Origin of the sequence: Pseudoalteromonas sp. Isolate3 (genome assembly GCF_022398505.1) — a bacterium.
Taxonomy (GTDB): Bacteria; Pseudomonadota; Gammaproteobacteria; order Enterobacterales; family Alteromonadaceae; genus Pseudoalteromonas; species Pseudoalteromonas apostichopi.
The window spans coordinates 1-26,356 of record NZ_JAKEVN010000036.1 but is presented as its reverse complement, the minus strand read 5'-3'; the positions used below and the strand labels follow the sequence as shown (position 1 = coordinate 26,356).

The following is a 26,356-nucleotide window of genomic DNA, read 5'->3' as shown; positions in this document are numbered from 1 at the left end:
TCGCGTTCATTATAACTATACTGTGGGAATATTAAGCCGTACCACCCACCGTTAAGTTATCAATTTTAAGGCTTGGTTGACCTACCCCAACAGGTACGCTTTGGCCATCTTTACCGCACACGCCAACGCCTTTATCAAGTGCTAGATCGTTCCCTACCATTGAGATCTGCTGCATCACTTCTGGGCCATTACCAATTAGTGTGGCACCTTTGATAGGTTGCGTGATTTTACCGTTTTCAATTAAGTAGGCTTCAGAGGCGCTAAATACAAATTTACCTGACGTGATATCCACTTGGCCGCCACCAAAATTAGGCGCGAAGATACCCTTTTTCACCGAGCTGATAATATCGGCTTGGCTGTGCTCTCCACCTAACATATAAGTGTTGGTCATACGTGGCATAGGTAAATGAGCGTACGATTCACGGCGCGCATTACCGGTAGGGTTAACCCCCATTAAACGCGCATTTAGCTTATCTTGCATATAGCCTTTTAGAATACCGTTTTCAATAAGCACGTTATACGCAGCAGGAGTGCCTTCGTCATCTACGTTCAATGAACCTCGGCGATCAGCAATGGTGCCATCATCCACGACTGTACACAGCTCAGATGCAACCTTTTGACCTACCTTACCGCTAAAAGCTGATGCGCCTTTACGGTTAAAGTCACCTTCTAGGCCATGACCTACCGCTTCGTGTAGTAACACGCCCGGCCAACCTGCACCTAGTACTACTTCCATGCTACCTGCAGGTGCATCGATAGCTTCTAGGTTTACTTTCGCTTGGCGAACAGCTTCTTCCGCGTATTCCATCCAACGCGGTTTGCCATCGACTAACTCTTTAAAATAACCATAATCTAAACGAGCACCGCCTCCTGCACCACCGCGCTCACGACGACCATTCTTCTCAAGTAACACTGAACAATTTAAACGAATAAGCGGGCGAATATCGGTTGCAAAGGTGCCATCACTTGCAGCAATTAACACTTCTTCATAAACCGCCGACATTGAACTGATCACTTGCTCAGCATCAGGTGCTAATTGACGAATATAGCTTTCAAGCTCACGTAGCAGACTTACTTTGTCATCATTGCTCATGCTTTGAATAGGTTGATGCGGCGCATACTGCTCTTTAGCAGCAACATCACTGAACACCTGAATCGTTTTGTTTTCGCCTGCATTGGCAATACTACGCGCTGCGGATGCGGCTTTATTTAACGCTTCAAGATTAATCGCATCTGAGTATGAAAAACCGGTTTTTTCACCACTAACAGCACGCACACCCACACCGCGTTCAACGTTGTAAGAACCTTCTTTCACTAAGCCATCTTCAAGCACCCAAGATTCGTGGTGACTAGATTGAAAATACAGGTCGGCATAATCAACTTGGTGTTGATGAATAAAAGCGAGCGTTTTTTCTAATTCTTCTCTCGTTAGTTGGCTGTCATGTAATAAATGCTGTTCAACCGTGTTCATAATAAATGCTCTCTAAATCGTTGCTGAGACTGCATAGGCATGTCTTGGCGAATTGTATTCAAGCGGTTTAAATCAAGCCAATGGCTGATAAACCCAGTACCAGAGGCAAGCTCACTGAGCGTTTCTCCCCATGGTGAAATAATAATGCTGTGGCCATAAGTGTGACGGCCATTCTCGTGCTCGCCCCACTGTGCTGCGGCAACCACATAACATTGTGTTTCGATTGCGCGCGCAGCTAATAAAATATGCCAATGAGCAGCGCCGGTGACTGTAGTAAAGGCACTTGGCACTAAAATGAGGTCAGCCCCTTGGCGCTGCATCGCGGTGAATAAGCCACTAAAACGTAGATCATAACATACTGCTAGGCCAATTTTACCAAATGGCGAATCAACCACCACAATATCCTCGCCCGCCTGCGTCGCATCAGACTCTCGGTAACTGCGCGTCGTGTCGGCAACATCTACATCAAATAAGTGAATTTTATTGTACTGTGCAACCACATCACCCTGGTTATTAAATAAAAACGAGGCAGCTAAATACTTACCATTTTGCTGCGAAACAGGGAGGGTACCAGCAGCTAACCAGATATCATGCTGCTTACATAAATCGGCAAGTTTCGCTTTATAAACCTCACTCTGTAGACCTAATTCATAGCTTGCTTGGCTGTGCTTACTAAAAATCAAAAAACTTTCAGGTAAACACACAAGCAATGGCCGAGTAGCAGGTAACTTGGTCAGTGTATCTGCTAGAAAAGCGAGGTTTTGCTCAGCATTCATGCTTGAGCACATTTGTACTGCGACAACCTGTGGTTGATGATTAGTCTTCATTGTTACCTAAACTCGCTGAAGATGCGGCATCTTTTAATTTTAATTGCGTCGACGACTGTGGCTGACTTTGCGCAGCTTGCGGTAACGTCACTTCACGACTCTTACGATCAAGCTCTTTCACTACAGGATCATTCATACTCCCTGTTACTTTAAAGTTGATCTCAGAGATCACTCGTGCCGAGTGAATTACTTTATCGATTGCCAGTGCTGCAAGACCACTTACAGGGTTGACCATCCATGCCACAATAACAGGAATACTTGAGGTTACCTGCGGTGCAACAGCCAGATCGTAGTCAATTTCAAAGGTGTTTAAGTTAGTGTGGCCTTTAATCGTTAAATCGGCAGGTACACCATCAAGCTTGGTATCTTGAGTGTAAGCAATGCCCTTTTCTAGCTGCATCGTGCCTTGCATGCTGTTATAGAAAAAGCCTTTAGAGAATACATCTCTAAAATCGAGTTTCAGCTTACGCACTAACGAATCTAAACTCAGTAATGAGAATACCCGCGCACCACCATCACTAATTTCTGTAAGGTGACCTTCACCTAAACGCCAATCTAGCTCCCCCGCTAAACTGGGTACGTCAAAGTTATAAGGTGCGCCTTGCCATGCAAGATCAAACTTAATATCGGCATCAGAATCTTTTACTGTTGTTGTGATATCAAATTCATCAAATAACTCACCGATATCGTCACTTTGTAAGTTACCAGTAAAGCGTGTTTGACCATCGGCAAATTGCCCCTTACCACGCAATACATGATCGCCTTTGTCGATAACAAGCTCAGTGAACAAGAGTTTACCTTGCTCTCCTACTAAGCTGCTTTTAATTTTATCGAGTTGATATTCTGCCACTTTACAATCTTCGCAGTTAAACTCGATAGCTGGAACACGAGTTAACCATCTTAAATCTTCAGGTTCAGAAACTTGATCTGCTTGCTCTGCTACTTCGTTGAAGTTAATACGCAGATAGTCAGTAAAAATTTGAATTGGTCTGCGCGTTTCACCGGTTGGAATAAGTGCGTCGGCACGTAATTCTTTAGCATTTAACCTTAACTCTAAGTCTGATTGTTTTGGTGCTAAGCGAAATTCAAAATCATTAAAGTCGATATTATGTAATGCCAGCTTATTAAATTTACCCGTTACGTTATTGAATGCAGGCATCACACTTGGCGCGTCAGACTTCACTTTGGTGAGCGCAATAATTTGATCAATTAAGCCAAACCAAGGCACTATTTTAGTTTCTGGCAAATCGATAGATACAGCAAAACCTTCACGATTAAGACCTAAATCTTGTGCGCCTAAAATTAAATGGGCATTGCTAAATTTCTGTTTACCATTATCTAAAATCGCATTAAAGAAAAGCTGCTCATCGATATTAGCAGTAATCAGATTTGAGATGCGGTCGCCTTGTACCACCGCGGTTAATGGCCAACTTTGCTCTGAACTCTTGTTATAAGGTGCCGGCAACTGGCTAGTCACACCGATTAAGTCGCCACTCACATCTGCACGATAATTGAAATCATTCGGTAAAAAGTTAAGTGAAACATTAATATCAACATCGCTTTGACCGCTTAAGTAACCTGCAAGCAAACCATGGGCTTGTTCAATTAAAGGCTCAGCTTCAAGCGCCAGTTTTATATCAATTTCTGCGAGGTAGTTATCAGCCACGCTTTCGCTGTTATAACACGCAGTGAGTGGCATCCCCATCCAGTTTGCTTTAGCATTTTTTAGGTCGATTTTATCGTTATTAAACTTAACGATACCAGTCATGTTATTAAGTGTGATCCCCGGTTGTGCAAGGTAAACCGGAATATTTGCAAGTTCAACTTCACCAATCGCATCAACATGACCAGAACGTAAATTAACTAACAGCTCAATCTCGGCGGTTGCTTCACCTTGAGGTTGCACGACTTCAAAGACACTTGCTAAAGGCTTTGCAAGCGGAGTCTCTGTAAAGAAAGGATTAAGCTTATTGCCATGGGCGCGCTTGTTTATAGCAACTTTTAGTATCTCTGCATTCATTAAATCTGCAATACTGACGTGCACACTCTCTCCGAGAGATAAATTAACTAGCTTGCCTGACTTGCTATAGATATCCATGCGCTCATTTTCAAAATGTAAAATGACGTTAGCATTTTCAACTGTAGGCCAGCTCGGTGAGAATTTATATTTGGCACTCTCAACATTCGCTAAAACTTCAAATTGACCTTGCTGCTGTTTGAATGGAAAACCTTTAAATGGCCCAGAAAACAACACTTGAGCTTTGTTTACTTCACCGCCCTTAATTGCCCCATTGAGGTAATTAACCAACTTTTCGCTCATCACAGGTAATGGGAAATAATGCCCAGCTACGTTGGCATCAGGGGCATAGGCTTCAGCATATAAATCTAAACGCGGCTCATCAGTAAGACTAAGCATCATCTCAGCTGCAAGGGTAACTTCGTCGTTATCAAGCCAGATATTATCGCTACTAATACGCCAGCCATCGTCGTAACGATGAAGGTCTAGCTCGACATTTAATTGGTTATAAGCAATATCTTGGCTAAAGCTGCCGTTCGTGAGCAGTTGATTATTCTCGCCATATAACTGAATTCGACCAGCTGATTGATTAATTAAGCCATCAACACGAATAGCTTGCCCACCAGGAATGCCTTGCAGCGATAGCCAATTAATTTGCTCACCTTGAAACCAGAACTGCCACTTATCTTGCTGACCTAATTCTAAATAGGCATCACTTAATTGACCATTGGGTTGGCGTGCTAAAAATGGTGCTAGCACCTCAAAGTTACTTAACTGCGATAACTTGGCGAGTAATGCAAAATCAAATTGTTTAAGCCAGATTTGGCTTTTATCGCCAAGTTGAGCTTCAAATTGTAAGGTCGGCCATTCTTTTAAGTCACTTTCAAACGTGAGTCCGGTGCTTTTTAAACGCCAGCCATTTTGCTTTGGAAATAAATGAAAGCCACCTTCACTTAAGCTAATTTGATGTGCTTCTTGGTTTTGCTGCCAGTTGATAAAGCTAGGTAGCCACTGCACTTTTACATCGCTGATCAGGCCTTTCTCAAGGCTAAACCACGTCTTTAAGTTGATGTCTGAATTAAGCTGCTGTTTGTCAGTATTAATATATTGCGCCAACCACTTAGACACATCGACGTTCGCTGCTTGGACATAAATATCACCAGCCATGGTTTCGAGGGTTGAGCCATTAAGTGCCATACGGGCGTCAAAGCTACCAACAGAAATCCCCGGTAACGCTAATGTTCCCGAGCCTTGATGCTGCTCTGGGGTATTTTGCCAAACAATGTTTTCAAGGATCAGCTTACGCTCTTTGCCATCACTGAGGGTAAGGTTAAGGCTACTGTCTTGCACTGCAAAGTGGCCTGTTTCACCAAGGAATAAGCCTTCAATCAGTTCTTTTTGCTCAAAGTTGCCTGCTTGCTGGTTATTCCCCAAATCAAGCATAGTGGGTAAATCAACATCAGCATGAAAGCCATTGATCACAAAGTAGCTCGATTTAAGCTGACGGCTTTTCACCGACTCCCATAAGTTTACTTCAAGGCTGGCTTTATCAATGGTTAGTGCGATGGGTGAGGTTTGGTTATCTTCAAACGAAATGTCTTCAATGACTAAGGAAGGACCTTTGCCCTGCCAGCTAGCCGAGATAGAACCAATCGCTAAATTAACATCAAAACGTTCATACAAAAACGCTTCAATATCATCTTTATAGTCATTCGCATAAGGGAGTGAATACTTCACAACAGAGACAATAACGGCCAGCAGTACGAGAGTGATAGCAAATACTTGCCATAACTTACGTAAACAATAAAAGCAGACCGTTTTTGCCTTCATTACATCATTACCACATCAAACTGTTCTTGGTTGTATAAACTCTCTGTTTGAATACTGACTTGCTTACCGATAAATAGTTCCAGCTCTGCAAGATTGTGATACTCATCGTTGATCAGCGCTTCACTTACCGAAGGAGCGGCATAAACCATGAACTTATCAGCCGCATAAGCACGGTTTACCCTAACGATTTCACGTAAAATTTCGTAGCAAACTGTTTCTACCGTTTTTTGTGAACCACGACCGGAACACGCAGGACACACATCACAAAGGATATGCTCTAAGCTTTCGCGGGTACGCTTGCGGGTCATCTCTACTAAGCCTAGTGCAGATAGACCATTTATGTTGGCTTTTGCACGATCTTTTGCAAGAGCTGACTCAAGCGAGTGCAATACTCGGCGCTTGTGCTCATCACTGACCATATCGATAAAGTCGATGATAATGATGCCACCTAAGTTGCGTAACCGCAGTTGACGTGCAATCGCAGAGGTCGCTTCGATATTAGTATTAAAAATGGTTTCTTCTAAATTACGATGACCAACAAACGCACCAGTATTTACATCAACGGTTGTCATCGCTTCGGTTTGGTCAATAATTAAATAACCGCCCGATTTAAGCTCAACTTTACGGTGGAGTGCTTTTTGAATCTCGGTTTCAACATCGAATAAATCGAAAATAGGCCGCTCACCAGGATAATATTCAAGTGCTCCCGATAAGATAGGCACAAACTCTTCTGTAAACTCTTTAAGCTCCTGATAAGTGAGCTTTGAGTCAACACGAATACGCTCCATGTCTTCACCTACGTAGTCACGTAAAGTTCGAAAAGCGAGTGTTAAGTCTTCATGCAAGATGCTTTCTTTACTGATTTTTTTACGCTTAGTAACAATTTTTTGCCACAGTTTTTTTAAGAACTCAGCATCATGACGTAGCTCAGCTTCCGACGCACCTTCTGCTGCGGTACGAACAATAAAGCTGCCATCATCATCGCCATATTCAGCAACAATTTTCTTTAAGCGTAAACGTTCTTCTTCAGTTTCAATGCGCTGGCTCACACCAACATGAGTCGCATCTGGCATGAACACTAAGTAACGTGAAGGAATGGTGATATCAGTTGTTAAGCGTGCACCTTTGGTTCCAAGAGGGTCTTTAACCACTTGCACCATGATATATTGACCTTGGCGCACAAGCTCACGAATATCTTGTACTTTCTTTATTGGCTGCTCATCAACGCCTTCCACAATCGAGGCACTGTTTACAATGTCCGATGCATGTAAAAAGGCAGCTTTCTCTAAGCCAATATCCACAAACGCAGCTTGCATGCCTGGTAAAACACGGCTGATTTTACCTAGGTAAATGTTACCGACAATACCTAGGTTGCCAATTCGCTCTAGTTGAATCTCTTGCAGTACGCCATTTTCGATAAGCGCAACGCGACTTTCGCTCGGTGTAACGTTGATCAGTAATTCAGTGCTCATGTTACCCTCTTAAAAATTCGTTTAATAACTGCTCTGTCTCATATAAAGGTAAGCCGACAACTGCAAAATAGCTACCCGAAAGATGGCTAACAAAGCGCCCACCTAAGCCTTGTATGCCATAACCACCAGCTTTATCTTGTGGCTCACCACTATGCCAATAGGCATCAATTTCAGCATCGCTGAGCACTTTAAATGTGACATCAGTCACAACAAGACAGCTTTTTACTTGCTCACTATCAGCAATTGCCACAGCCGTCATCACTTGATGGGTACGGCCAGATAAACGCTTCATCGTGGTAGTAAAATCTACTTGGTCTAGCGGTTTACCGAGTGCGGTATCATCAATTACAACTACGGTATCGCTGCCAAGTACTGGACGGTCAATGTAACCCATAGCTACGCCTGATTGTGCCTTGAGTCTGGCAAGACGCTCTACATAGTCACGAGGGGCTTCGTTTGGGAACTGACTTTCATCTGCATCAACGCTAAATTGAGAAAACTCAACGCCAAGTTGGCTGAGCAACTCTTTTCGGCGCGGTGATGCAGACGCCAAATAAATTGCGGTTTGCATTATCTAATCCTGAAATGACGGCGATATTTACGCAAAATTAAGAAAATCCACCACCAACAAAGCATGCCGGTTAGCACTGGCCACATATAATGGGGGCTAAAGTATACGCCCATTAAAAAGTGGTTAAGCCAAAACTGCATGAGGTGATAAAGCGTTAAAAACAAAGCAATTAATATACTTTGCTGCCATAAAGAAAAGTTTCTAATTTTTTGGAAGTTACTAGCAGTGATAAATATACACACCGAATAAGTCAGTGAGTTCACACCTAATGGCGATCCTGATGCAAGGTCCATCAATAAACCAACCACCCAAGCTGTGCCAATATTTAAACGGTGTGGCACCGCTAATGACCAATACATTAATACCATTAACACCCAATCTGGACGATAGGGCTCAAACGAAATCGGTAACGGCATTAACGCCATAACCAATGCAAAGAAAATACTGATAGCAATCAGCAAAGAGTGACGACTATTCATTGCTCATGCTCTCCTGCTGATTACGCCACAGCACAACCAATAAGCGAATACGATCGAGTTGTGCAATGGGTTCAGCATAAACTTGTGCAAACGGACGCCCTTCATCGCGGTTAATTTCGGTCACCACTGCAACCGGATACCCCTCTGGGAACGTGCCCCCCAGACCTGAGGTAACCAGAATATCGCCAATGCGAACATCAAGGCTATGCGGAACGTGCGAAAGCTTTACTACGTTAATTTTGCCAATCCCTTCAACCACGGTTCGCACATCGTTACGTAGAATACGCACTGGTGTGGCATGGGTTGTATCTGTCATCAGTAGTACTCGAGAAGTAGTCGAGCCCACTTGAGTGATTTGCCCCACAACCCCCATTTCGTCAATGACGGCTTGACCTTCACTTAGACCATCAGTTGTACCGCGGTTAATAACCACCTGATGGCTATACGGATTAGAGTGAACAGAGAGTACTTGTGCAATGATTTTACGATTTGATTGCTTCGCGGATGAACCCAATAACGCTCGTAACTTATCGTTTTCACGAGATAAAAATTGCAATTGTTGTAGTTGCTCACTTTGTAGTAACTGCTTCTTTTTTAACGCTTCGTTTTCAGTTAATAGCTGTTCGCGGGTGTGCAGATTCTTCGCGCCAATACTAAATAACTCATAGGGTAAATTGGCAAGATAAATAAGTGGGCTAACCAGGGTATTTAAACTAGTGCGGATTGTTGTACCACCTTGAGTGTAGCGATCGCCCACGATCAACACGACACTCAAAAGCACTGCGACAAAAAGTCGCAGTTGCAAAGAGATGGTACGACCAAACAGTAACTTCATTAGTCGTAACTAAATACGTCACCACCGTGCATATCAATCATTTCTAGTGCCTTACCGCCGCCACGAGCAACACAGGTTAATGGGTCATCAGCAACCACAACTGGAATACCGGTTTCTTCCATTAATAAACGATCTAAGTCTTTTAATAATGCACCACCACCTGTTAATACCATACCATGTGCAGAGATATCAGACGCAAGCTCTGGCGGAGATTGCTCAAGCGCAACCATCACTGCACTTACAATACCCATTAATGGCTCTTGTAATGCTTCTAAGATTTCGTGTGAGTTCAGTGTGAAAGAGCGCGGTACACCTTCAGCGAGGTTACGACCACGTACTTCAATTTCAATTGGCTCGTCAGTTTTGAAGGCCGAACCAATTTGGTGTTTAATGTTTTCAGCCGTTGCTTCACCAATTAAACTACCAAAGTTACGGCGTACATAGTTGATAATCGCTTCATCAAACTTGTCACCACCGATGCGTACAGATGAAGAGTAAACCACACCATTTAGTGAAATAATGGCAACCTCAGTTGTACCACCACCGATATCAACAACCATCGAACCCGTTGCTTCAGATACAGGCAAACCTGCACCAATCGCCGCAGCCATTGGCTCTTCAATTAAATAAACTTCACGTGCACCAGCACCCATTGCTGATTCACGAATAGCACGTTTTTCAACTTGAGTTGCACCACAAGGCACACAAATAAGTACACGCGGGCTTGGACGCATAAAGTTGTTGTTATGCACTTGTTTAATAAAGTGTTGAAGCATTTTTTCTGTCACATAGAAGTCAGCAATAACGCCGTCTTTCATTGGACGAATCGCTTTAATGTTACCCGGAGTACGACCTAACATTTGCTTAGCTTCAGTACCTACAGATGCCACGCTCTTAGGGCCACCAGCACGCTCTTGACGAATAGCAACAACTGAAGGCTCGTTTAATACGATACCTTCTTCTTTTACATAAATTAGGGTATTGGCTGTACCCAAGTCGATCGATAGATCGTTTGAAAAAATACCACGGAGTTTTTTAAACATGAGGCTGGATGACCTTTGAAAAATTCATTCTTATACTAGCTGCTCTCACTCTATCATGCTAATCATGAGAAAGCGCAACTGCTTTATTTAAATTGCTAAAAAAGGAAGCATCCATTGCTTCCTTTTCAAATTCCTATCGTTCGCGTACTAAACGGAAACCGATATAGTTTGCACGGAAATCTGGCGCTAAGATTAAGCGCGTTGATACGCGTGCTAGGCTAGGGGCAAAATTCCATGCACCGCCTCGAACAGCCACATCAGACTGTCCTGACTTTTTGTTTGTCCATTCCCACACATTACCTACTGTATCGTATAGGCCAAATGCGTTAGGAGAAAACGATCCTGTTGGTGCAGCGCTCTTATTTGACCATTCGCTACCACACCAGCCACAGTTCGCTAGATTCTTTCCAATTTCGTTACCCCAAGGGTATTCAGTTTCTTTACCTGCGCGTGCAGCGTACTCCCACTCAACCTCATTGGGTAAACGAAATAACTGGCCTGTTTGACCCGATAACCAATCTGCATACGCTTTGGCATCATTGTAAGTTAAACAAACCGCCGGAAAATCACTTTCTTGATCAAAGCCTGGGTTACGCCAGTTTAGGGTTGCTTCCCACACTGGTTCACCATTTAAGTAATACGCACAGCCGCGATCTTTTTCTGCTTCTGTTTTGTAGCCCGTATTCGCAACGAATTGCTCATACTCGCCAACGCTTACTTCTTTGCTTTGCATTGCAAATGAATTAGCAATGGTTTTTTCTACCACTGGACGTTCATTCGCTAAACCGTTGCCGTTAATATCACCCATCTTAAATTTACCAGCGGGTATAACCACAATGCTGGCAGAGCTGGTTTTATTAACAATACTTGCAACGGGTGCTATTACTGGTTGAGTTGGTGCCGTAGTAACCTCAGCAACAACTGGTTCTGGTACTTTCACTAGATTTGCATTAATTGTTTGCGCTTTACGCAGATCAATTCGCGCTTTATAGCTTTTGTAGCCTCGTTTGCGAATTTCAATTTCATGGAAACCTTTTGGTAATGATGTCGTTAACCTAGTTGCGCCATAGCTCACACCATCAATAAACACTTCGTCATCATAAACATTTGAACGCAGTGTTAATTCAACCATTTTAGATTTTTTTAGATCAGGTAATGGTTCAACCTTTATTGGCTTTTTTACAGAGTAATCGCTTACAGGTTGTTCACTCATACGTGAAACCGATACCACCTGCCCATTATCCTGAGGATCACTGAATGTTAACTGACTATCTGAATATGTGGTCCCGTAGCTTGGCTGAAAGTTTCCAGCTAAAGGTGTGCCATAGTCTGCACAAAAACGGTTGTCTAAATTAAGTAAGCTACATAAACGGCTACTATTTACATCACCGCGCATCGTCACGCTTAAGTTAACGTTGTAGTTACCTTGCCCACTAAAAGCGCTATTCACTACATGGCTACTTAAAATCTTAACTTGTGCACCAGCAAGGTTGCGTTTTGGTTCAACTAAACGCTCTTCAGTTAAGTTAGCAAAAATTTGGTCTACAAAACGTTTAGTGGCTTTTTGTAAGCCCATTTGCTGGCCGCGCTGTTCACATGCAGCAAGTGTTTCAGTGCGCTTACAGTTAATTGTGTGATTAACCTCTAATGTGCCTTCACGAGTGAATTCGTTACGTAAACGCTCAACACGTGCCGTTGCTAACTGCTCTTTTAAACTTTCTAAGGTGTTTAACTGTGTATGTTTTGATACACGAATTTGCTCAATGTCTTTTCTATGTGAAGCAATTGCCGCCAATTGCATCGAAATATCATCTTTGTTTTGTTTGTGATCAACAACCGCTTTTTGATAGCGCGACTGCGCATTGCTGATATCAAGGGTTGGGTCATCAATTAGTCGGCGGTACATCTCGTTCATTGCATCTAGCGCTTGATTCTTTTCTTTGTCTAGCTCAGTTGAGCGGGCGCGCAATAATTCGAGTTGTTTTTGTAACTGACTTTCTTCTTTTAGGTGTTTTTCGAGGATTAGGGTCGAGTTATCGTATTCGGCTTGTTTTTTACTGATCTCTGATTCAATGCCAGTTACCGTAGCAGTATCTTGTGCAAATGCACTAGTTGCTAGCAAACTAACTGAAATTAACAGAGATAAAGGAGCAATTCGCATATATTCCATTCCCAAAAAGCGGCAATTATTTGGTCATTATTATTTTTTTATAATTAAACTCTTATGCTATGTACTTGCAAAGCAAAACACAAGCTTTGTTCAATTATTATCTGAGTTTACATCTATTACCTTAGTTGATGCCAGTAAATAACAAAATCATTTTGGTTTAATTGACTAATTTCTATCTGTAAGACAACTTTGCTACAATTGGATGTGTTTTTTTACTGAATGATACCGTGTACACTTTCTTTGAATCACCAATACAAACTGTTAATCACCCATTACTAACTGCACGTAAAATTCACCTTAGTATCAAGCGTGATGATCTCATTCACCCACAAATTAGTGGCAATAAATGGCGTAAGTTAAAATTTAACTTAGATGCTATGAAACAACAGAGGAAATCTGAGTTACTCACTTTTGGTGGTGCGTTTTCAAATCATATCCATGCTACGGCCACTGCAGGCAAACTATTTGGTTTTAAAACCCATGGTATTATCCGCGGCCCCGAATTAGATGAAGCAAACCCAACACTAAATTACGCTAAACAATGTGGTATGAGCTTGCACCCTGTTAATCGTATTACTTACCGTTCAAGGCACGATCAAACTTATTTGGCAAAATTACAAAAGCAGTTTCCTAATGCGTACATATTACCCGAGGGTGGCACCAACGCAGCAGCGCTTTTAGGCTGCAAAGAGTTAGCACAGAGCTTACCAAGTTGTGATGTGCTTGTTTGTCCAACAGGTAGTGGTGGCACATTAGCGGGCTTAATTGAAGGTATGCCAGAGCATACTCAGTTATTAGGTGTGGCAGTGTTAAAGCAAGCTCACTATTTAATTGAGGAAATAAAGCAGCTCAGCAATAAAGCAATGCTACAGCAAAACTGGCAGCTGCTTTGCGATTTCCATGATGGTGGCTACGGAAAGTTTAGCGATACTTTGTGGCAGTTTTGTCAAACGTTTACTAAGCAACACGCAATCCCACTTGAACCTATTTATAGCGGTAAAATGCTTTATGCCGTTTGGCAACTAATTGAACAAGGTTATTTTAGTGAAGGAACGCGCATTATTGCTGTCCATACTGGTGGGCTGCAAGGTTTAGATGGCCTTAAATATCGAAGGCTAATAGACTAACTATGAGGCGTAATATCAGCCAGCCTTTGCAATGGCTCTGCAAAGTAAAAACCTTGTGCAGCTACTACACCTAGGTTTTTCAAGGTAGCGAGTTCGTTTTGAGTTTCTACCCCAACCGCATACACTGGAAAGTTTAATTCTGTGCCTTTAGTAATTATTTGTTTAACGGTTTTTTGTTGCTGAGTATTAGTATCAATATTGTGAATAAGCTCAAACGCCAGCTTAATACTGCGTACACTTTTGATATTTTTTTTATAAGTTGCTAGATGCTCTGCACTGCGAACATTATCGATAACAATACCTGCCGACAGTGTTTCTAAACATTCAAATTGTGCACTAAGCTTTTTATGTTGTTTTAAATAATCATCTTCACTGAGTTCAAATTGCAATTTTTCTGTACAATTAAAATCATCCATTTGCTGTTTAAACCAAACCCAAAACTCATCATTAAACCAATTCATTGCATGCAAATTGATGCTTACTATTAATGTGCCAGTTTCGTTCACCAGCATTTTCTTCACTTGCGAAACCACTGTTTTATCCAACAGCAAGACATCTTTTTTACTGCTCATGTGCGGAATAAAGTGCCGCGCAGCCAACAAACCTAAGTTTTTATGGCGTATGCGGATCAATGCCTCGTGCTGCAAAATGTCACCTGTTTGTAAGTCAAACAACGGCTGAAAAAACAACATAAAATGCTTTTTCTTTATATATTCAAAAAGGTGCTCTTTGCTATCAGCCAAAATACTTGACTGTGTATGACCAAAAGGCAAGCGGTGAATATGCTGCCAAGCACTTTGTTTCGCCAATGCTAATGCCGATTTCGTAAGCTGATATACAACGGCCTGATCGGCGCCTGTACGGTAATTACATACGCCAATTTTAATATCAGAGCGAGACAAGTCACTTCGGTAGTTTAAGCAAGCTTGATATATAACTTGATGTAATCGCTTAGTGTATTTGTCGACTTCAGTAGCAGGTACACTATTTAAGGTCACGGCAATACCACCAGATGGCAACAATTTAACAGAACGATTTACAAGCTCACCAAACCCTTTAGCTATTACTAATTTAAAGTAATTATCAACGTCGAGGTTGGCAGGAAATGGGTTCTTCCAAAAAAACAACGCAAACAAGTGATTATAATTTGTGGGTACACCATACAAAATATTCAAATCTTGATGGCCTAAAGGTTTTGGCGATGCTATTTTTTTTGTCGCCGACTGAATACTCGGCTTCTTAGTTGGATTAATTATTGGTTTATCTACGACAGCCAATTGCTTGAACATTTTTTTCCACCAGCGAACCCCCCAATACCCTGCTCCAAGCAAGATTAAATTTAAGAAAATAAATAAGTGGCTTTCGACCAGCCAAGAAGGCCAATGAAAAAGACGTAGATTAACCGTTTTATAGCTAAACACCTCTTGTTCAAGGTTAATAAAATTTGCAAAGTTAGAGGGTACGTCACTGACACTCACAGCAAAGCCTTGGCTCTTAGCTAATGAAGCAATAATATCTTGCGAGGCAACTGGGTCGAGATTTAACTCATAAACCTGTTTGGCAAGCTCAGTCCCTGTGCGATGCACTTTGTCGTGCAGCACATCACTTAAGAAAATATTAAAAACAACCAATAGCAAAAACGCGGCCATCATATAGATGACCACCGGTTGCTTGAATTGTGAAGTTAAATCTCGTTTCATTTCACAGGTTAGTTGCTTAAACATATACAAAGTGTTGTCCAAGAACCCTATAAATACAAGGCTGCAGGGCGATTTAAAGCAAGATCAGAAAAATCCTATAACCAGCGCTGTCAAAAGTTTTGTAATTTTAAACACCTAGCAATAATAGTTAATGAGAATTATTTTGTAACCAACACGACTCAATTAAAGAGTAGTGATACGGAGTGTTATGCAAATAAAAAACCCAGCTACTAGGCTGGGTTTAAAATATTGCAAACACTTAACGGTGTCTGGTCATTTAGAACGGGATATCGTCATCAAAGTCGATTGGTGGTTCCATTGGATTTGATGCGCCACCTTGTGGTGCATTTTGAGGCTTAGGAGCAAAACCACCTTGTTGAGGTGCGCTGCTTTGCTGCTGACCATAACCGCCACCATATTGGTTATTGCTTTGTTGTTGTGGTGCAGATTGCTGTTGCGGACGCTGTTGCTGCTGTGCTGGCGCAGACTGTTGCTGTGGAGCATAACTATTATTGCTTTGTGATTGCTGAGCACCACCGCCGTATCCGCCACCTTGTTGCTGACCACCTTGGTAACCACCTTGTGATTGACCACCTTGATAGCCACCACCTTGTTGCTCACCACGGCCGCCTAACATTTGCATTTGACCGCCCATGTCTACCACGATTTCTGTGGTGTATTTTTCTTGGCCTGATTGATCAGTCCATTTACGGGTTTGTAAACGACCTTCAATGTACACTTGTGAACCTTTGCGAAGATACTCACCAGCAACTTCTGCTAGTTTGCCAAATAACACGACACGGTGCCATTCAGTACGCTCTTGCATTTGCCCTGTGTTTTTATCTTTCCAGCTATCTGTCGTAGCAATGCTGATATTCGCTACGCCATTGCCATTAGGCATATAACGTACTTCTGGATCTTGGCCTAAATTACCAACCAAGATAACTTTGTTCACACCGCGTGCCATGGAACTTCTCCTATAAAACGTTAGATTAAACCAGCCACTTTGCGTGCTTGGTCTAGGTCAAATTCTTTATCATTAATCTTTAAATAGCTGCGATTTTCATCACAGACGACCGTTGCTTCAATTACGCCCGGTAAAGCAACAAGACGAGAAGCAAGCGCTTGTGCCTGCTGCTCTGAACTTAATTCAGTCATTAAGCTAATTATTTTACTTCTTGGTGGGACTTGCATATTCCAAGCAAGGATAAGCCATATTACCCCAACAAGTGCCGCCGCCGCAAACACTGCTTGCGCACTTAATGCTTGAGCAACGTAACCTCCTAATAAACCACCTAAAAAGGCACCAAAAAACTGCGTAGATGAAAATACCCCCATCGCAGAACCTTTCTGGTTTGCAGGGGCAATACGCGACACAAGTGCAGGCATGGTTGCCTCTAAAAAGTTAAAAGCAATAAAATAAACCAGCATACAAATGCCAATGCCAATCACCGAATCAACCCATAACGACATCGCTAACATACTTAAAACAAGTAGCGCGATTGAGCCAATAAAGGCTTGTTTTTCTTTTTCTTTACGAATCGCCACAATCATCATCGGTGCCATCAAGAAAAACGCTAAAAACAGCACTGGGATATATAAGTACCAATGGTGATCTGCAATTAAACCATCTTTTATAAGCTGCCCTGGTAAGGCTACAAATACGGTAGTTAATGTAAGGTGAAGTAGCATTACACCGAAATCAAGGCGCGCTAATTGTGGGTGTTTAATGAGTTGTTTAATGTCATCAACTGTCGCTAGCGTATCACCTCTTGGTGCCTTACTAACAGCATTTGGCACTAAAAATAACACGATTAAAATACCTAAAATGGCAAGTCCAGCAGTAAGCCAAAATACCCCAGCGACTCCCCAAGATGCAGCGACAATTGGCCCAAGTAACATGGCGACTGCAAAGCTCATACCGATACACATACCGATTACAGCCATCACTTTCGGGCGTTGTTCATCACGGCTTAAATCAGAAGCAAGCGCTAATAACGCACTGGCAATTGCCCCCATCCCCTGTAGTGCGCGCCCTAGCGTAACCATTTGCACAGACTCAGCCGTTGCCGCTATCACAGAGCCAAGAGCAAACACACAAAGGCCACCTATAATGACTTTTTTACGGCCAATTTTATCTGACAACCAACCCATTGGGATTTGCAAAACAGCTTGTGTTAAACCATAAGCACCAATAGCAAAGCCAATCCAAAGCGGTGAAAACCCTTCCAACTGCTGACCATAAATCGCCAATACTGGCATCAGCATAAATAGGCCAAGCATACGGAATGCAAATACGCTCGCCAACGAAACGGCAGCGCGTTTTTCTCGAGAGTTGAGTGAAGATGCTGTCATGAATTACTGATCTTGCTGTCTATTTAAAATTTGAGCGTGGATTCTACCACAAGCGAAAACTAAATAATCACCTGTAAGTGATGATTTTTTCTTTGATCAAGGATTAATCTTATCGCGTATTATGAGATACTGAAAAAATAATTAGGTAATAAAACGAGATAGCATGGAAAACATTGAAGTCCGAGGCGCCCGTACGCACAATTTAAAAGACATCAGCCTAACCATTCCCCGTGATAAGCTGATAGTTATCACTGGCCTATCTGGTTCAGGGAAATCGTCTTTAGCGTTTGATACTTTGTATGCAGAAGGGCAACGTCGTTATGTTGAATCACTGTCAGCGTATGCAAGACAGTTTTTATCGCTAATGGAAAAACCCGATGTGGATCACATTGAAGGTTTATCGCCTGCTATCTCTATTGAGCAGAAATCAACGTCGCATAACCCGCGTTCAACGGTTGGTACTATCACCGAGATTTACGATTACCTACGTTTATTATTTGCCCGTGTAGGTGAGCCACGCTGCCCTACTCACGACTTACCTCTTGCAGCACAAACCATCAGCCAAATGGTTGATACTGTTTTAGCCCTACCTGAAGGCAGTAAGCTAATGCTGTTAGCGCCGGTCGTCAAAGATCGCAAAGGTGAGCATGTTAAGTTGCTTGAACAACTAGCAAGCCAAGGCTTTATTCGCGCTCGTATCGATGGCGAAGTATGTGACTTATCTGATCCACCTACCCTTGAGCTTCATAAAAAGCACACCATCGAAGTGGTCGTTGACCGCTTTAAAGTAAAAGATGGCCAACAACAGCGTTTAGCTGAATCATTCGAAACCGCCCTTGAGCTGTCGAGTGGTATTGCCCATGTAGCGGCAATGGACGACTCACTTAGCGAAGACATGCTGTTTTCAGCTAACTTTGCCTGCCCTACTTGTGGCTATGCCATGAGTGAGCTTGAGCCTCGCTTATTCTCGTTTAATAACCCAGCAGGTGCGTGTCAAAGTTGCGATGGTTTAGGTGTACGCCAGTACTTTGATCCAAACCGTGTTGTGCAAAATCCAGAGCTAAGCTTATCTGGCGGTGCAATTAAAGGCTGGGACAAACGCAGCTTTTATTACTTTCAAATGCTGCAAGCAGTCGCAGAGCATTATAAGTTTGACCTAGAAGTGCCTTTCCAAGAACTTAGTAAAGATGCGCAAAAAGTTATTCTTGAAGGCTCTGGCAAAACCAAAATTGCCTTTAACTACCGTAACGACCGTGGTGATTTAATTACTCGTAACCATGAGTTTGAAGGCGTTTTGAATAATATGAATCGCCGCTACCGTGAAACCGAATCAAACTCGGTTCGCGAAGAGCTCGCTAAATACCAAACAAGCCAAGCGTGCCCGAGCTGTCATGGCTCTCGATTACGTGAAGAAGCTCGCCACGTATTTATTGGCCAAACAAACCTACCAGCCATCACCACTATGAGCATTGGTGAAAGCATGGCATTTTTTGATGGTTTGAATTTAACTGGTCAACGCGCACAAATTGCCGATAAAATTCTCAAAGAAATTCGCGATCGTTTATCTTTCTTAATTAATGTGGGCCTTAATTATTTATCGCTTGAACGAAGTGCCGACACTCTGTCAGGTGGTGAAGCGCAGCGTATACGTTTAGCAAGCCAAATTGGTGCTGGCCTTGTTGGTGTTATGTACGTATTAGATGAACCATCAATTGGTTTGCACCAGCGCGATAACGATCGCCTGCTAAAAACCCTTATTCACTTACGTGATTTAGGCAATACGGTGATCGTGGTTGAGCATGACGAAGATGCCATTCGCGCTGCGGATCATATTATCGATATTGGCCCAGGTGCGGGTGTTCATGGCGGCCATGTGATTGCACAAGGTACCCATGACGATATTTTAGCGAGCAAAGATTCAATCACAGGTCAGTATCTCTCTGGAGAGAAGAAAATTGAAGTGCCAGCGGCTCGCCATCAAACCAACGACAAATGGCTTGAGCTATTTGGTGCCACAGGTAACAACTTAAAGAACGTTGATTTACGTATTCCATTTGGCTTAATGACCTGTATCACAGGTGTATCAGGCTCAGGTAAATCGACGCTTATCAACGACACTTTATTTAAGCTGGCTCATACAGAGTTAAATGGCGCAACTACCGCAGAGGCGGCACCGTATAAGTCAATCAAGGGTCTAGATCATTTTGATAAAGTCATTGATATTGACCAAAGCCCAATTGGCCGTACTCCGCGCTCAAACCCTGCAACTTACACCGGTATATTTACCGGTATTCGTGAGCTATTTGCAGGTACTCAAGAAGCCCGCTCGCGAGGCTATAAAGTCGGTCGTTTTAGCTTTAACGTTAAAGGTGGTCGCTGTGAGGCTTGCCAAGGCGATGGCGTGATCAAGGTAGAAATGCACTTTTTACCTGATGTGTATGTTCCTTGTGATGTGTGTAAAGGTCAGCGCTACAACCGCGAAACGCTTGAAGTACAATACAAAGGTAAAAACATTCACCAAGTACTCGAAATGACTGTTGAAGATGCCCGTGAATATTTTGATAAAATTCCGGCTATTGCACGTAAACTGCAAACCTTAATGGACGTGGGCTTGTCGTATATTCGCTTAGGTCAAGCTGCAACAACCCTCTCTGGTGGTGAAGCGCAGCGTGTGAAACTGGCTCGTGAGCTTTCAAAACGCGATACCGGCAAAACCTTATATATCCTTGATGAACCAACTACTGGTTTACACTTTGCCGATATTCAGCAATTATTAGTAGTACTTCACCGCTTACGCGATCATGGTAATACCATTGTTGTTATTGAGCATAACCTTGACGTGATCAAAACCGCAGACTGGATTGTCGATTTAGGCCCAGAAGGTGGCTCAGGCGGTGGTGAAATTTTAATTTCAGGTACACCTGAAGATGTCGCCGATTGTGAGCGCTCACACACCGGAAGATATTTAAAACCACTACTTTAAAAAGGAAATTGCGTGCGTAGGTATTTAAAAATTGCAAAATGGCGCGCTAATAAACAGTTTCAACAACAGCAACGTAGCTGGCAGCCACATAGAACAAGGCTGGTTGAACGATTACAAGCTATTTGGTTTAACTTAAGTACCGCACAAAAGCTTTATCTTTTAGCATTAAGCAGCCTGATTGTTGTGCAATCGGGCTGGCTAAGTGCCTCTATCACAATTGTTGCGTTAGTTATTGAATTTTGGCCCAAGTTTAATCAGCTTTGGCATTCGCTTGCTGGTAAAGCACTGATTTTAATATTCTACGCCAGTGTCGCTAATTTTGTGTTAGCCAGTGCGAGCGGTATTGTAAATGATGTAACACATGTTTCTGCCAGTCATTTTAACTACACACATAACTTTGCCACCCTCTTATATTTACCCCCTTGGGCTATGGGCATTAGCTTAGTTACATTGTTGTTATTTCAACTTTTTTTACCTTTTTATATTTTTATTCTTTTGTTGATAAAACCGTTTGGTTCTGAGCGAATTAAGTTTATTAGCCAAAGTTACTCACCGCTGTTAACCGCTATATTGCGTTTTATATTAGCGTCAGTCGTATTTATTAATCTAATTTCGTTTATTGACGACAAGCCAGTTGAAGAAGTGGTAGACGATGTTGTCAGCAGTTTTGCAGATAGCAAAGCTATTGCAGAGGAGACACCTACTGATCAGCAAAAAGCAGTTGAAGAACTCAGTGAAAAAATAGAGCAGCAATTACCAGACAGCAGCAATTCTGTGCCGATTCTAAGGCGAGATGTAGATATTGAAGGTGATAGCGAAACTGCGCAAAATCTACGTCAGTTTTTAGACACTAAGGGTTACTTTGAAAGGAGTAAACGCTTAATTGCTATGTTTGCTTATAGCTTTGAGGCTGATAGCTATTCTCGCTGTTTAAAATCACAGAGCAGTAAAACTGTTGAGCTGAATGATTATGAAATTGTGCAAGTAACCCCGGATCACAATGCCGAATACGGCTATCGATTTGAAGTCATTGCGTGTGACTCACCTGGTGTCACTCCAGTAGCAAAGTAACGCAGCAATCAATACTACTCGCTTGGCTTACTGCGTTTTTCTCTGATGAAATGAAATACCGAAAGCCCAATAAAGCCAAAGCAAACTAAGGCGATTACTAAGTTGGGTATAAAAATAAGCAGCATGCTTGCGTCATAGCCGACCTTTGCGAAGGCTGCGCAAAGGCTACCAATAATAAGTTCAGTTAAAATTAGCTCCCATTCTAATGAGCTATTCGCAGCCACAGTTTTAGCCGCATAATGTTTTACTTTAAAGCCCATACCAAAACTAATAGTTCCTATTTTAATACACCTACACTAGCATCAAAATGCACAGACTCAAAAATAATAGACAATAAAACCTTATTTAACCCCGTAAGGATTAGACATAAAACATTGAAATTAAAAAGATTAACTTTTTAGAACCTTATAAATAAATCGCTTAGATGTAGATAAGCGACTCTCACTATTTTCCTCGCTATTGTAGTTTCCATCAACGGGCTACCAACCAATTTTGCTTCGCTGATAAAACTAACCAACCAATTAAAGGAATTAAATTATGACCAGCTCAGTTTTAAAAATGATGTCACTTCTAACAGTAACGGTAATTGTTTTTACATCACCAAACACCTTATTAAATAGTCAAAATGCCCAAAAGCTAAATCAGCAATTAGAGACCTCTATCGAGGCTTCTATTGAACAAATGAACAATAAAATTGATCACCAAATTGAGCAACAGCTCAATAAGTAATATCTAGCTTGTCCAATATACTGGGCAAGCTTCATCTAATTAACAGGCTTAAGTAATGAAAACACTGACTCGACACTTACTCATCTCATCGATTGCAGTATCAGGCTTATTAATATGTGAATTTAGTATTGCTAAAAGTGCTGTTTGGCTGGTAAGTAAAGGTGATAAATATATTTACATTGCTGGCTCAATTCATGTTTTGCCTCCGAAAGAGATACCATTACCTGCAGAGTTTAATCAGGCTTATCATCTGGCAGATACCTTAGTACTTGAAGCTAATATGCCAGCACCAAGCAATAGCTCGGCACAACTGACAATGCTCAAAGCTCTCAGCTACCCAGCGGGTGAAACCTTAAGTGGCAAGCTGACAGCACACGTGAAGCAACGATTAGAAGAGCAACTAAACCGCTATGACATGCAACTCAGCGAATTCGATAGCTTTCGCCCGTTTATGGTGGGTTTGTTGATGATGTCGTTGGAGCTGAAAAAGCAATCGCTTTTGGGTGAAGGTGTCGATAGCTACCTTACTAAATTAGCTAAAAAAGATAGCAAAAAATTAGCCTACCTTGAAAGCTTAGCTTATCAATTACATCTATTTAAGGAATTAGGCAGCCAAAACGAAAATGCCTTTATTGAATCACAGTTAACGCAAATTTCTCGCTATCAGCATGATTATATTGCCATGCTCGCTGCATGGCGAAACGGCAATATGCGGGCAATGAATGAGCTTATCATCATGCCATTGAAAGAACATGATCCCCACACTTATCAAATACTCATAAAGCAACGCAATTTGAATTGGCTTAATCATATTGAGCACTATTTAACTGATCAGCAAAAAGAGCTGGTAGTCGTTGGCGTAGCTCACTTGGCCGGAGAAGATAGCCTATTAGCCTTGTTAAAAAATAAAGGTTATGAAATTAAGCAGTTGAATACAGATGAGGAATAAGAAAATGGAAAAAACCGACAAAACCGCCGCAGCACTTATCTGTTTGTTTACTGTTTTAATTGTGCTTAGCTTTTAATAAAAAATACCGCTTAAAAGCGGTATTTTTATATGTGACTTAAGTAATAGCTTACGGACGCGGGATAAAACCAACAGCGTCATATACTGCTTTTAATGTTTTTTCAGCGCGAATACTCGCCTTTTCAGCACCTGATTTCATAATACTATCAAGCAGTGACTGATCTTCGCGAATTTCTTTAAAACGTGTCTGGATCGGCTCAATCATACTAACAACAGCTGCTGCTGTGTCTTTTTTCAGGTGACCATACATTTTATCTTCGTACTCAGGTACTAAGTCTTCAATTGAGCGCTTAGTAGCCACAGATAATAAAGTTAGTAAGTTAGATACACCTGGCTTTTCTTCACGATCAAAGTAGATACGTGCTTGTTCGTCTGAATCGGTTACTGCTTTTTTCAGTTTCTTTTCAATCTTCTTCGGCTCATCTAATAACATAATGTAACCGTTTGGATTTTCATCAGACTTAGACATTTTCTTAAGCGGATCTTGTAAGCTCATTACACGTGCGCCAAACTCAGGAATGTACGGCTCAGGCAGTTTGAACACATCACCGTATAGGTTGTTAAAACGTGTTGCGATATCACGAGTTAACTCAAGGTGTTGCTTTTGATCTTCACCTACTGGTACTTGATCTGCTTGGTATAACAAAATATCAGCAGCTTGCAGTACAGGGTAAGAGAATAATCCCACGTTTACGTTATTAGCATGCTTAGATGATTTATCTTTAAACTGCGTCATACGATTAAGCTCACCCATTTGAGCATAACAGTTTAATACCCAGCTTAGCTGTGCATGTTCTGGCACTTGAGACTGTACGAATAACGCAGCTTTCTCTGGGTCGATACCGCATGCAGCATATAGCGCAATACCGTCAAGTACGCGCGAGCGTAGTTGCTCTGGATCTTGGCGAACCGTAATGGCGTGCAAATCTACTAACATAAAGAAACTTTCGTGGTCTTCCTGTAGCTTAAGCCACTGGTTAATAGCGCCAACATAGTTGCCTATTGTCATACCACCGGTTGGCTGAATGCCACTTAACACTACTGGTTTACTCATGATGTTCCTTTATATTTTTACTAAACTAAAAAGACGAATTTAAAATGCTCTTACCTTTGAGTAAGAACGGGTATTATATCTAAGAAATTCTCGCAGAGGTACTCTGGATTGAAATCAGCAAGGTTTTCACCTTGGTTATAGCCATAACCGAGCGCGACAACGTCAACATTAGCAGCTTTTGCTGCCAAAATATCACTTTTTGAGTCGCCTATCATAACCGCTTTGGCTGGGCTGACATCGAGTTGCTGACAAGCAAATTGTAAAGCCTCAGGTGATGGTTTCTTTGCCATATCATCACCACACACAATCAATTGAAAATGACTGGTCAGTGAGAGTTTATCAAGTAGCTTCTCGGTAAAACGACGTGCTTTATTGGTGATCACCACTTTAGGAATACCAGCAAGTGCAGCAAGCCCTGTTTCTACATGTTGATAAAGCGCACTATAGTCACCCACAACTTGGTCATAGTGCTGATAAAACAAATTAATAGCTCGCTCAGTAAGAGCTTCATCTAAATGCTCACTGACTTGCATATCGCCACTCAAACCGCGTTTAACGAGCGTTTCTATACCATTACCTACCCAGCTTTCAACTAGCTTCTGTGTAACAACCGGAAATGCTAGGTCAGTTAGAGTCAGGTTCATCGCAATGTATAAATCATAAACACTATCAACTAAGGTGCCATCTAAATCGAAAAAAGCCGCATCGTATTTCATGACTCAACCTTTGCAAGTTCACTACGCATTGCATCAATGACCGCTTTGTAATCTGGTTGATTGAAAATCGCAGAACCAGATACAAACATATCAGCTCCTGCTTCTGCTATTTTAGCAATGTTATCAACACCCACACCACCATCAACTTCTAAACGAATATTGCGACCTGAATCATCAATAATTTTACGCGCTTGGCGAAGCTTTTCGAGAGTATGTGGAATAAAACTTTGCCCGCCAAAACCTGGGTTAACCGACATTAATAACACCACATCTACTTTATCAAGCACATGTTCAAGATAACTAAGACTCGTAGCTGGATTAAACACGAGTCCTGCTTGGCAGCCACTATCCTTTATTAGTTGTAAAGTACGGTCAATATGCTCACTCGCCTCTGGGTGGAAGCTAATAATAGATGCGCCTGCATCAGCAAAGTCGGGAATTAAGCGATCGACAGGCTTCACCATAAGGTGCACATCAATAGGAGCTGTGATGCCGTAATCGCGCAGTGCTTTACAAATCATTGGGCCAAAGGTTAAGTTTGGCACATAGTGGTTATCCATTACATCGAAATGTACAACGTCAGCCCCGCTTGCAATTACACGATCAACATCTTCACCTAAACGGGCGAAGTCAGCTGATAAAATAGAAGGGGCAATTAAATACTTTTGTAATGTTTCCAACATAAAAGATTCCATCATAATTTGCGACTGCAAGAAGAGCGCATAATGTAACCCAATCGACAGCTGATTAAAACACCACAGCTGACTGTTAAGAGGCTATTACTTAAGGCTAGTCCTTTTAGCTTATTGAATTAAAGTGAATTTAATCAAAAATTGAACAATAACTCTATTCAGCTACTTGCATTGACAACCCCAAATA

At 42.0% G+C, this 26,356-nt stretch carries 21 protein-coding genes; 5 read left to right on the top strand and 16 right to left on the bottom strand.

Going from position 1 to position 26,356, the window contains the following annotated elements:
* Positions 1-31: 31 nt before the first annotated feature.
* The 9 genes from tldD to L1D46_RS09380 form a co-directional block, all read right to left on the bottom strand.
* The gene (gene tldD / locus L1D46_RS09420; RefSeq protein WP_239977449.1) at positions 32-1,471 is read right to left on the bottom strand and encodes a metalloprotease TldD; all 1,440 of its coding nucleotides are present in this window, start codon (positions 1,469-1,471) and stop codon (positions 32-34) included.
* Positions 1,468-2,298, bottom strand: a complete 831-nt coding sequence (locus L1D46_RS09415; RefSeq protein WP_130049771.1) for a carbon-nitrogen hydrolase family protein — start codon at positions 2,296-2,298, stop codon at positions 1,468-1,470. The genes tldD and L1D46_RS09415 overlap by 4 nt, the downstream gene beginning before the upstream one ends.
* Complete coding sequence (locus L1D46_RS09410) at positions 2,288-6,145, bottom strand: YhdP family protein (RefSeq protein ID WP_239977446.1); 3,858 nt, start codon at positions 6,143-6,145, stop codon at positions 2,288-2,290. The genes L1D46_RS09415 and L1D46_RS09410 overlap by 11 nt, the downstream gene beginning before the upstream one ends.
* Positions 6,145-7,617 carry a ribonuclease G gene (gene rng, locus L1D46_RS09405; RefSeq protein ID WP_130049773.1) on the bottom strand — a complete coding sequence of 491 codons (1,473 nt, stop codon included), beginning with the start codon at positions 7,615-7,617 and terminating at the stop codon, positions 6,145-6,147. The genes L1D46_RS09410 and rng overlap by 1 nt, the downstream gene beginning before the upstream one ends.
* Before the next feature lies 1 nt (position 7,618).
* Entirely contained in the window at positions 7,619-8,188 is a 570-nt protein-coding gene (locus L1D46_RS09400) for a nucleoside triphosphate pyrophosphatase (protein ID WP_130049774.1), read from the bottom strand.
* Positions 8,188-8,667 carry a rod shape-determining protein MreD gene (mreD, locus tag L1D46_RS09395; protein WP_054552785.1) on the bottom strand — a complete coding sequence of 160 codons (480 nt, stop codon included), beginning with the start codon at positions 8,665-8,667 and terminating at the stop codon, positions 8,188-8,190. The genes L1D46_RS09400 and mreD overlap by 1 nt, the downstream gene beginning before the upstream one ends.
* On the bottom strand, positions 8,660-9,502 hold the full coding sequence (gene mreC, locus L1D46_RS09390) for a rod shape-determining protein MreC (protein ID WP_130049775.1): 843 nt from the start codon (positions 9,500-9,502) through the stop codon (positions 8,660-8,662). The genes mreD and mreC overlap by 8 nt, the downstream gene beginning before the upstream one ends.
* The gene (locus L1D46_RS09385) at positions 9,502-10,545 is read right to left on the bottom strand and encodes a rod shape-determining protein (RefSeq protein WP_054552787.1); all 1,044 of its coding nucleotides are present in this window, start codon (positions 10,543-10,545) and stop codon (positions 9,502-9,504) included. Before L1D46_RS09385 ends, mreC begins: the two co-directional genes overlap by 1 nt.
* A gap of 133 nt (positions 10,546-10,678) precedes the next feature.
* Positions 10,679-12,706: a formylglycine-generating enzyme family protein gene (locus L1D46_RS09380; protein WP_130049776.1), complete on the bottom strand. Its 2,028-nt coding sequence runs from the start codon at positions 12,704-12,706 to the stop codon at positions 10,679-10,681.
* Between the two features lie 236 nt (positions 12,707-12,942).
* Here L1D46_RS09380 and L1D46_RS09375 point away from each other — a divergent pair, with 236 nt between their 5' ends.
* On the top strand, positions 12,943-13,842 hold the full coding sequence (locus tag L1D46_RS09375) for a pyridoxal-phosphate dependent enzyme (protein WP_233786783.1): 900 nt from the start codon (positions 12,943-12,945) through the stop codon (positions 13,840-13,842).
* Here L1D46_RS09375 and L1D46_RS09370 read toward each other — a convergent pair.
* The 3 genes from L1D46_RS09370 to L1D46_RS09360 form a co-directional block, all read right to left on the bottom strand.
* Positions 13,839-15,566, bottom strand: coding sequence for an EAL domain-containing protein (locus L1D46_RS09370; protein WP_239977444.1), 1,728 nt, complete (start codon positions 15,564-15,566; stop codon positions 13,839-13,841). The genes L1D46_RS09375 and L1D46_RS09370 overlap by 4 nt on opposite strands.
* A gap of 253 nt (positions 15,567-15,819) precedes the next feature.
* Complete coding sequence (gene ssb, locus L1D46_RS09365) at positions 15,820-16,509, bottom strand: single-stranded DNA-binding protein (RefSeq protein ID WP_054563349.1); 690 nt, start codon at positions 16,507-16,509, stop codon at positions 15,820-15,822.
* A 20-nt stretch (positions 16,510-16,529) separates the two neighbouring features.
* Positions 16,530-17,897, bottom strand: a complete 1,368-nt coding sequence (locus L1D46_RS09360) for an MFS transporter (RefSeq protein WP_130049780.1) — start codon at positions 17,895-17,897, stop codon at positions 16,530-16,532.
* A gap of 163 nt (positions 17,898-18,060) precedes the next feature.
* Here L1D46_RS09360 and uvrA point away from each other — a divergent pair, with 163 nt between their 5' ends.
* Complete coding sequence (gene uvrA, locus L1D46_RS09355; protein ID WP_130049781.1) at positions 18,061-20,880, top strand: excinuclease ABC subunit UvrA; 2,820 nt, start codon at positions 18,061-18,063, stop codon at positions 20,878-20,880.
* A 12-nt stretch (positions 20,881-20,892) separates the two neighbouring features.
* Positions 20,893-21,951 (top strand): hypothetical protein, encoded by a 1,059-nt coding sequence (locus L1D46_RS09350; protein WP_130049782.1) that lies wholly within the window; start codon positions 20,893-20,895, stop codon positions 21,949-21,951.
* 14 nt (positions 21,952-21,965) lie between these two features.
* Here L1D46_RS09350 and L1D46_RS09345 read toward each other — a convergent pair whose 3' ends face one another.
* Positions 21,966-22,211, bottom strand: a complete 246-nt coding sequence (locus L1D46_RS09345; RefSeq protein WP_130049783.1) for a hypothetical protein — start codon at positions 22,209-22,211, stop codon at positions 21,966-21,968.
* A gap of 277 nt (positions 22,212-22,488) precedes the next feature.
* Here L1D46_RS09345 and L1D46_RS09340 point away from each other — a divergent pair, with 277 nt between their 5' ends.
* Positions 22,489-22,680 carry a hypothetical protein gene (locus L1D46_RS09340; protein ID WP_130049784.1) on the top strand — a complete coding sequence of 64 codons (192 nt, stop codon included), beginning with the start codon at positions 22,489-22,491 and terminating at the stop codon, positions 22,678-22,680.
* A 55-nt stretch (positions 22,681-22,735) separates the two neighbouring features.
* Complete coding sequence (locus tag L1D46_RS09335) at positions 22,736-23,629, top strand: TraB/GumN family protein (RefSeq protein ID WP_130049785.1); 894 nt, start codon at positions 22,736-22,738, stop codon at positions 23,627-23,629.
* A gap of 127 nt (positions 23,630-23,756) precedes the next feature.
* Here the strand turns inward: L1D46_RS09335 and trpS are convergent, their stop codons facing one another.
* From trpS to rpe, 3 genes are read right to left on the bottom strand one after another with little or no spacing between them, the layout of a single operon-like run.
* Positions 23,757-24,761 carry a tryptophan--tRNA ligase gene (gene trpS, locus L1D46_RS09330; protein WP_130049786.1) on the bottom strand — a complete coding sequence of 335 codons (1,005 nt, stop codon included), beginning with the start codon at positions 24,759-24,761 and terminating at the stop codon, positions 23,757-23,759.
* A 50-nt stretch (positions 24,762-24,811) separates the two neighbouring features.
* On the bottom strand, positions 24,812-25,477 hold the full coding sequence (locus tag L1D46_RS09325; protein ID WP_130049787.1) for a phosphoglycolate phosphatase: 666 nt from the start codon (positions 25,475-25,477) through the stop codon (positions 24,812-24,814).
* Complete coding sequence (gene rpe, locus L1D46_RS09320; protein WP_167658718.1) at positions 25,474-26,160, bottom strand: ribulose-phosphate 3-epimerase; 687 nt, start codon at positions 26,158-26,160, stop codon at positions 25,474-25,476. The genes L1D46_RS09325 and rpe overlap by 4 nt, the downstream gene beginning before the upstream one ends.
* Positions 26,161-26,356: the final 196 nt, after the last annotated feature.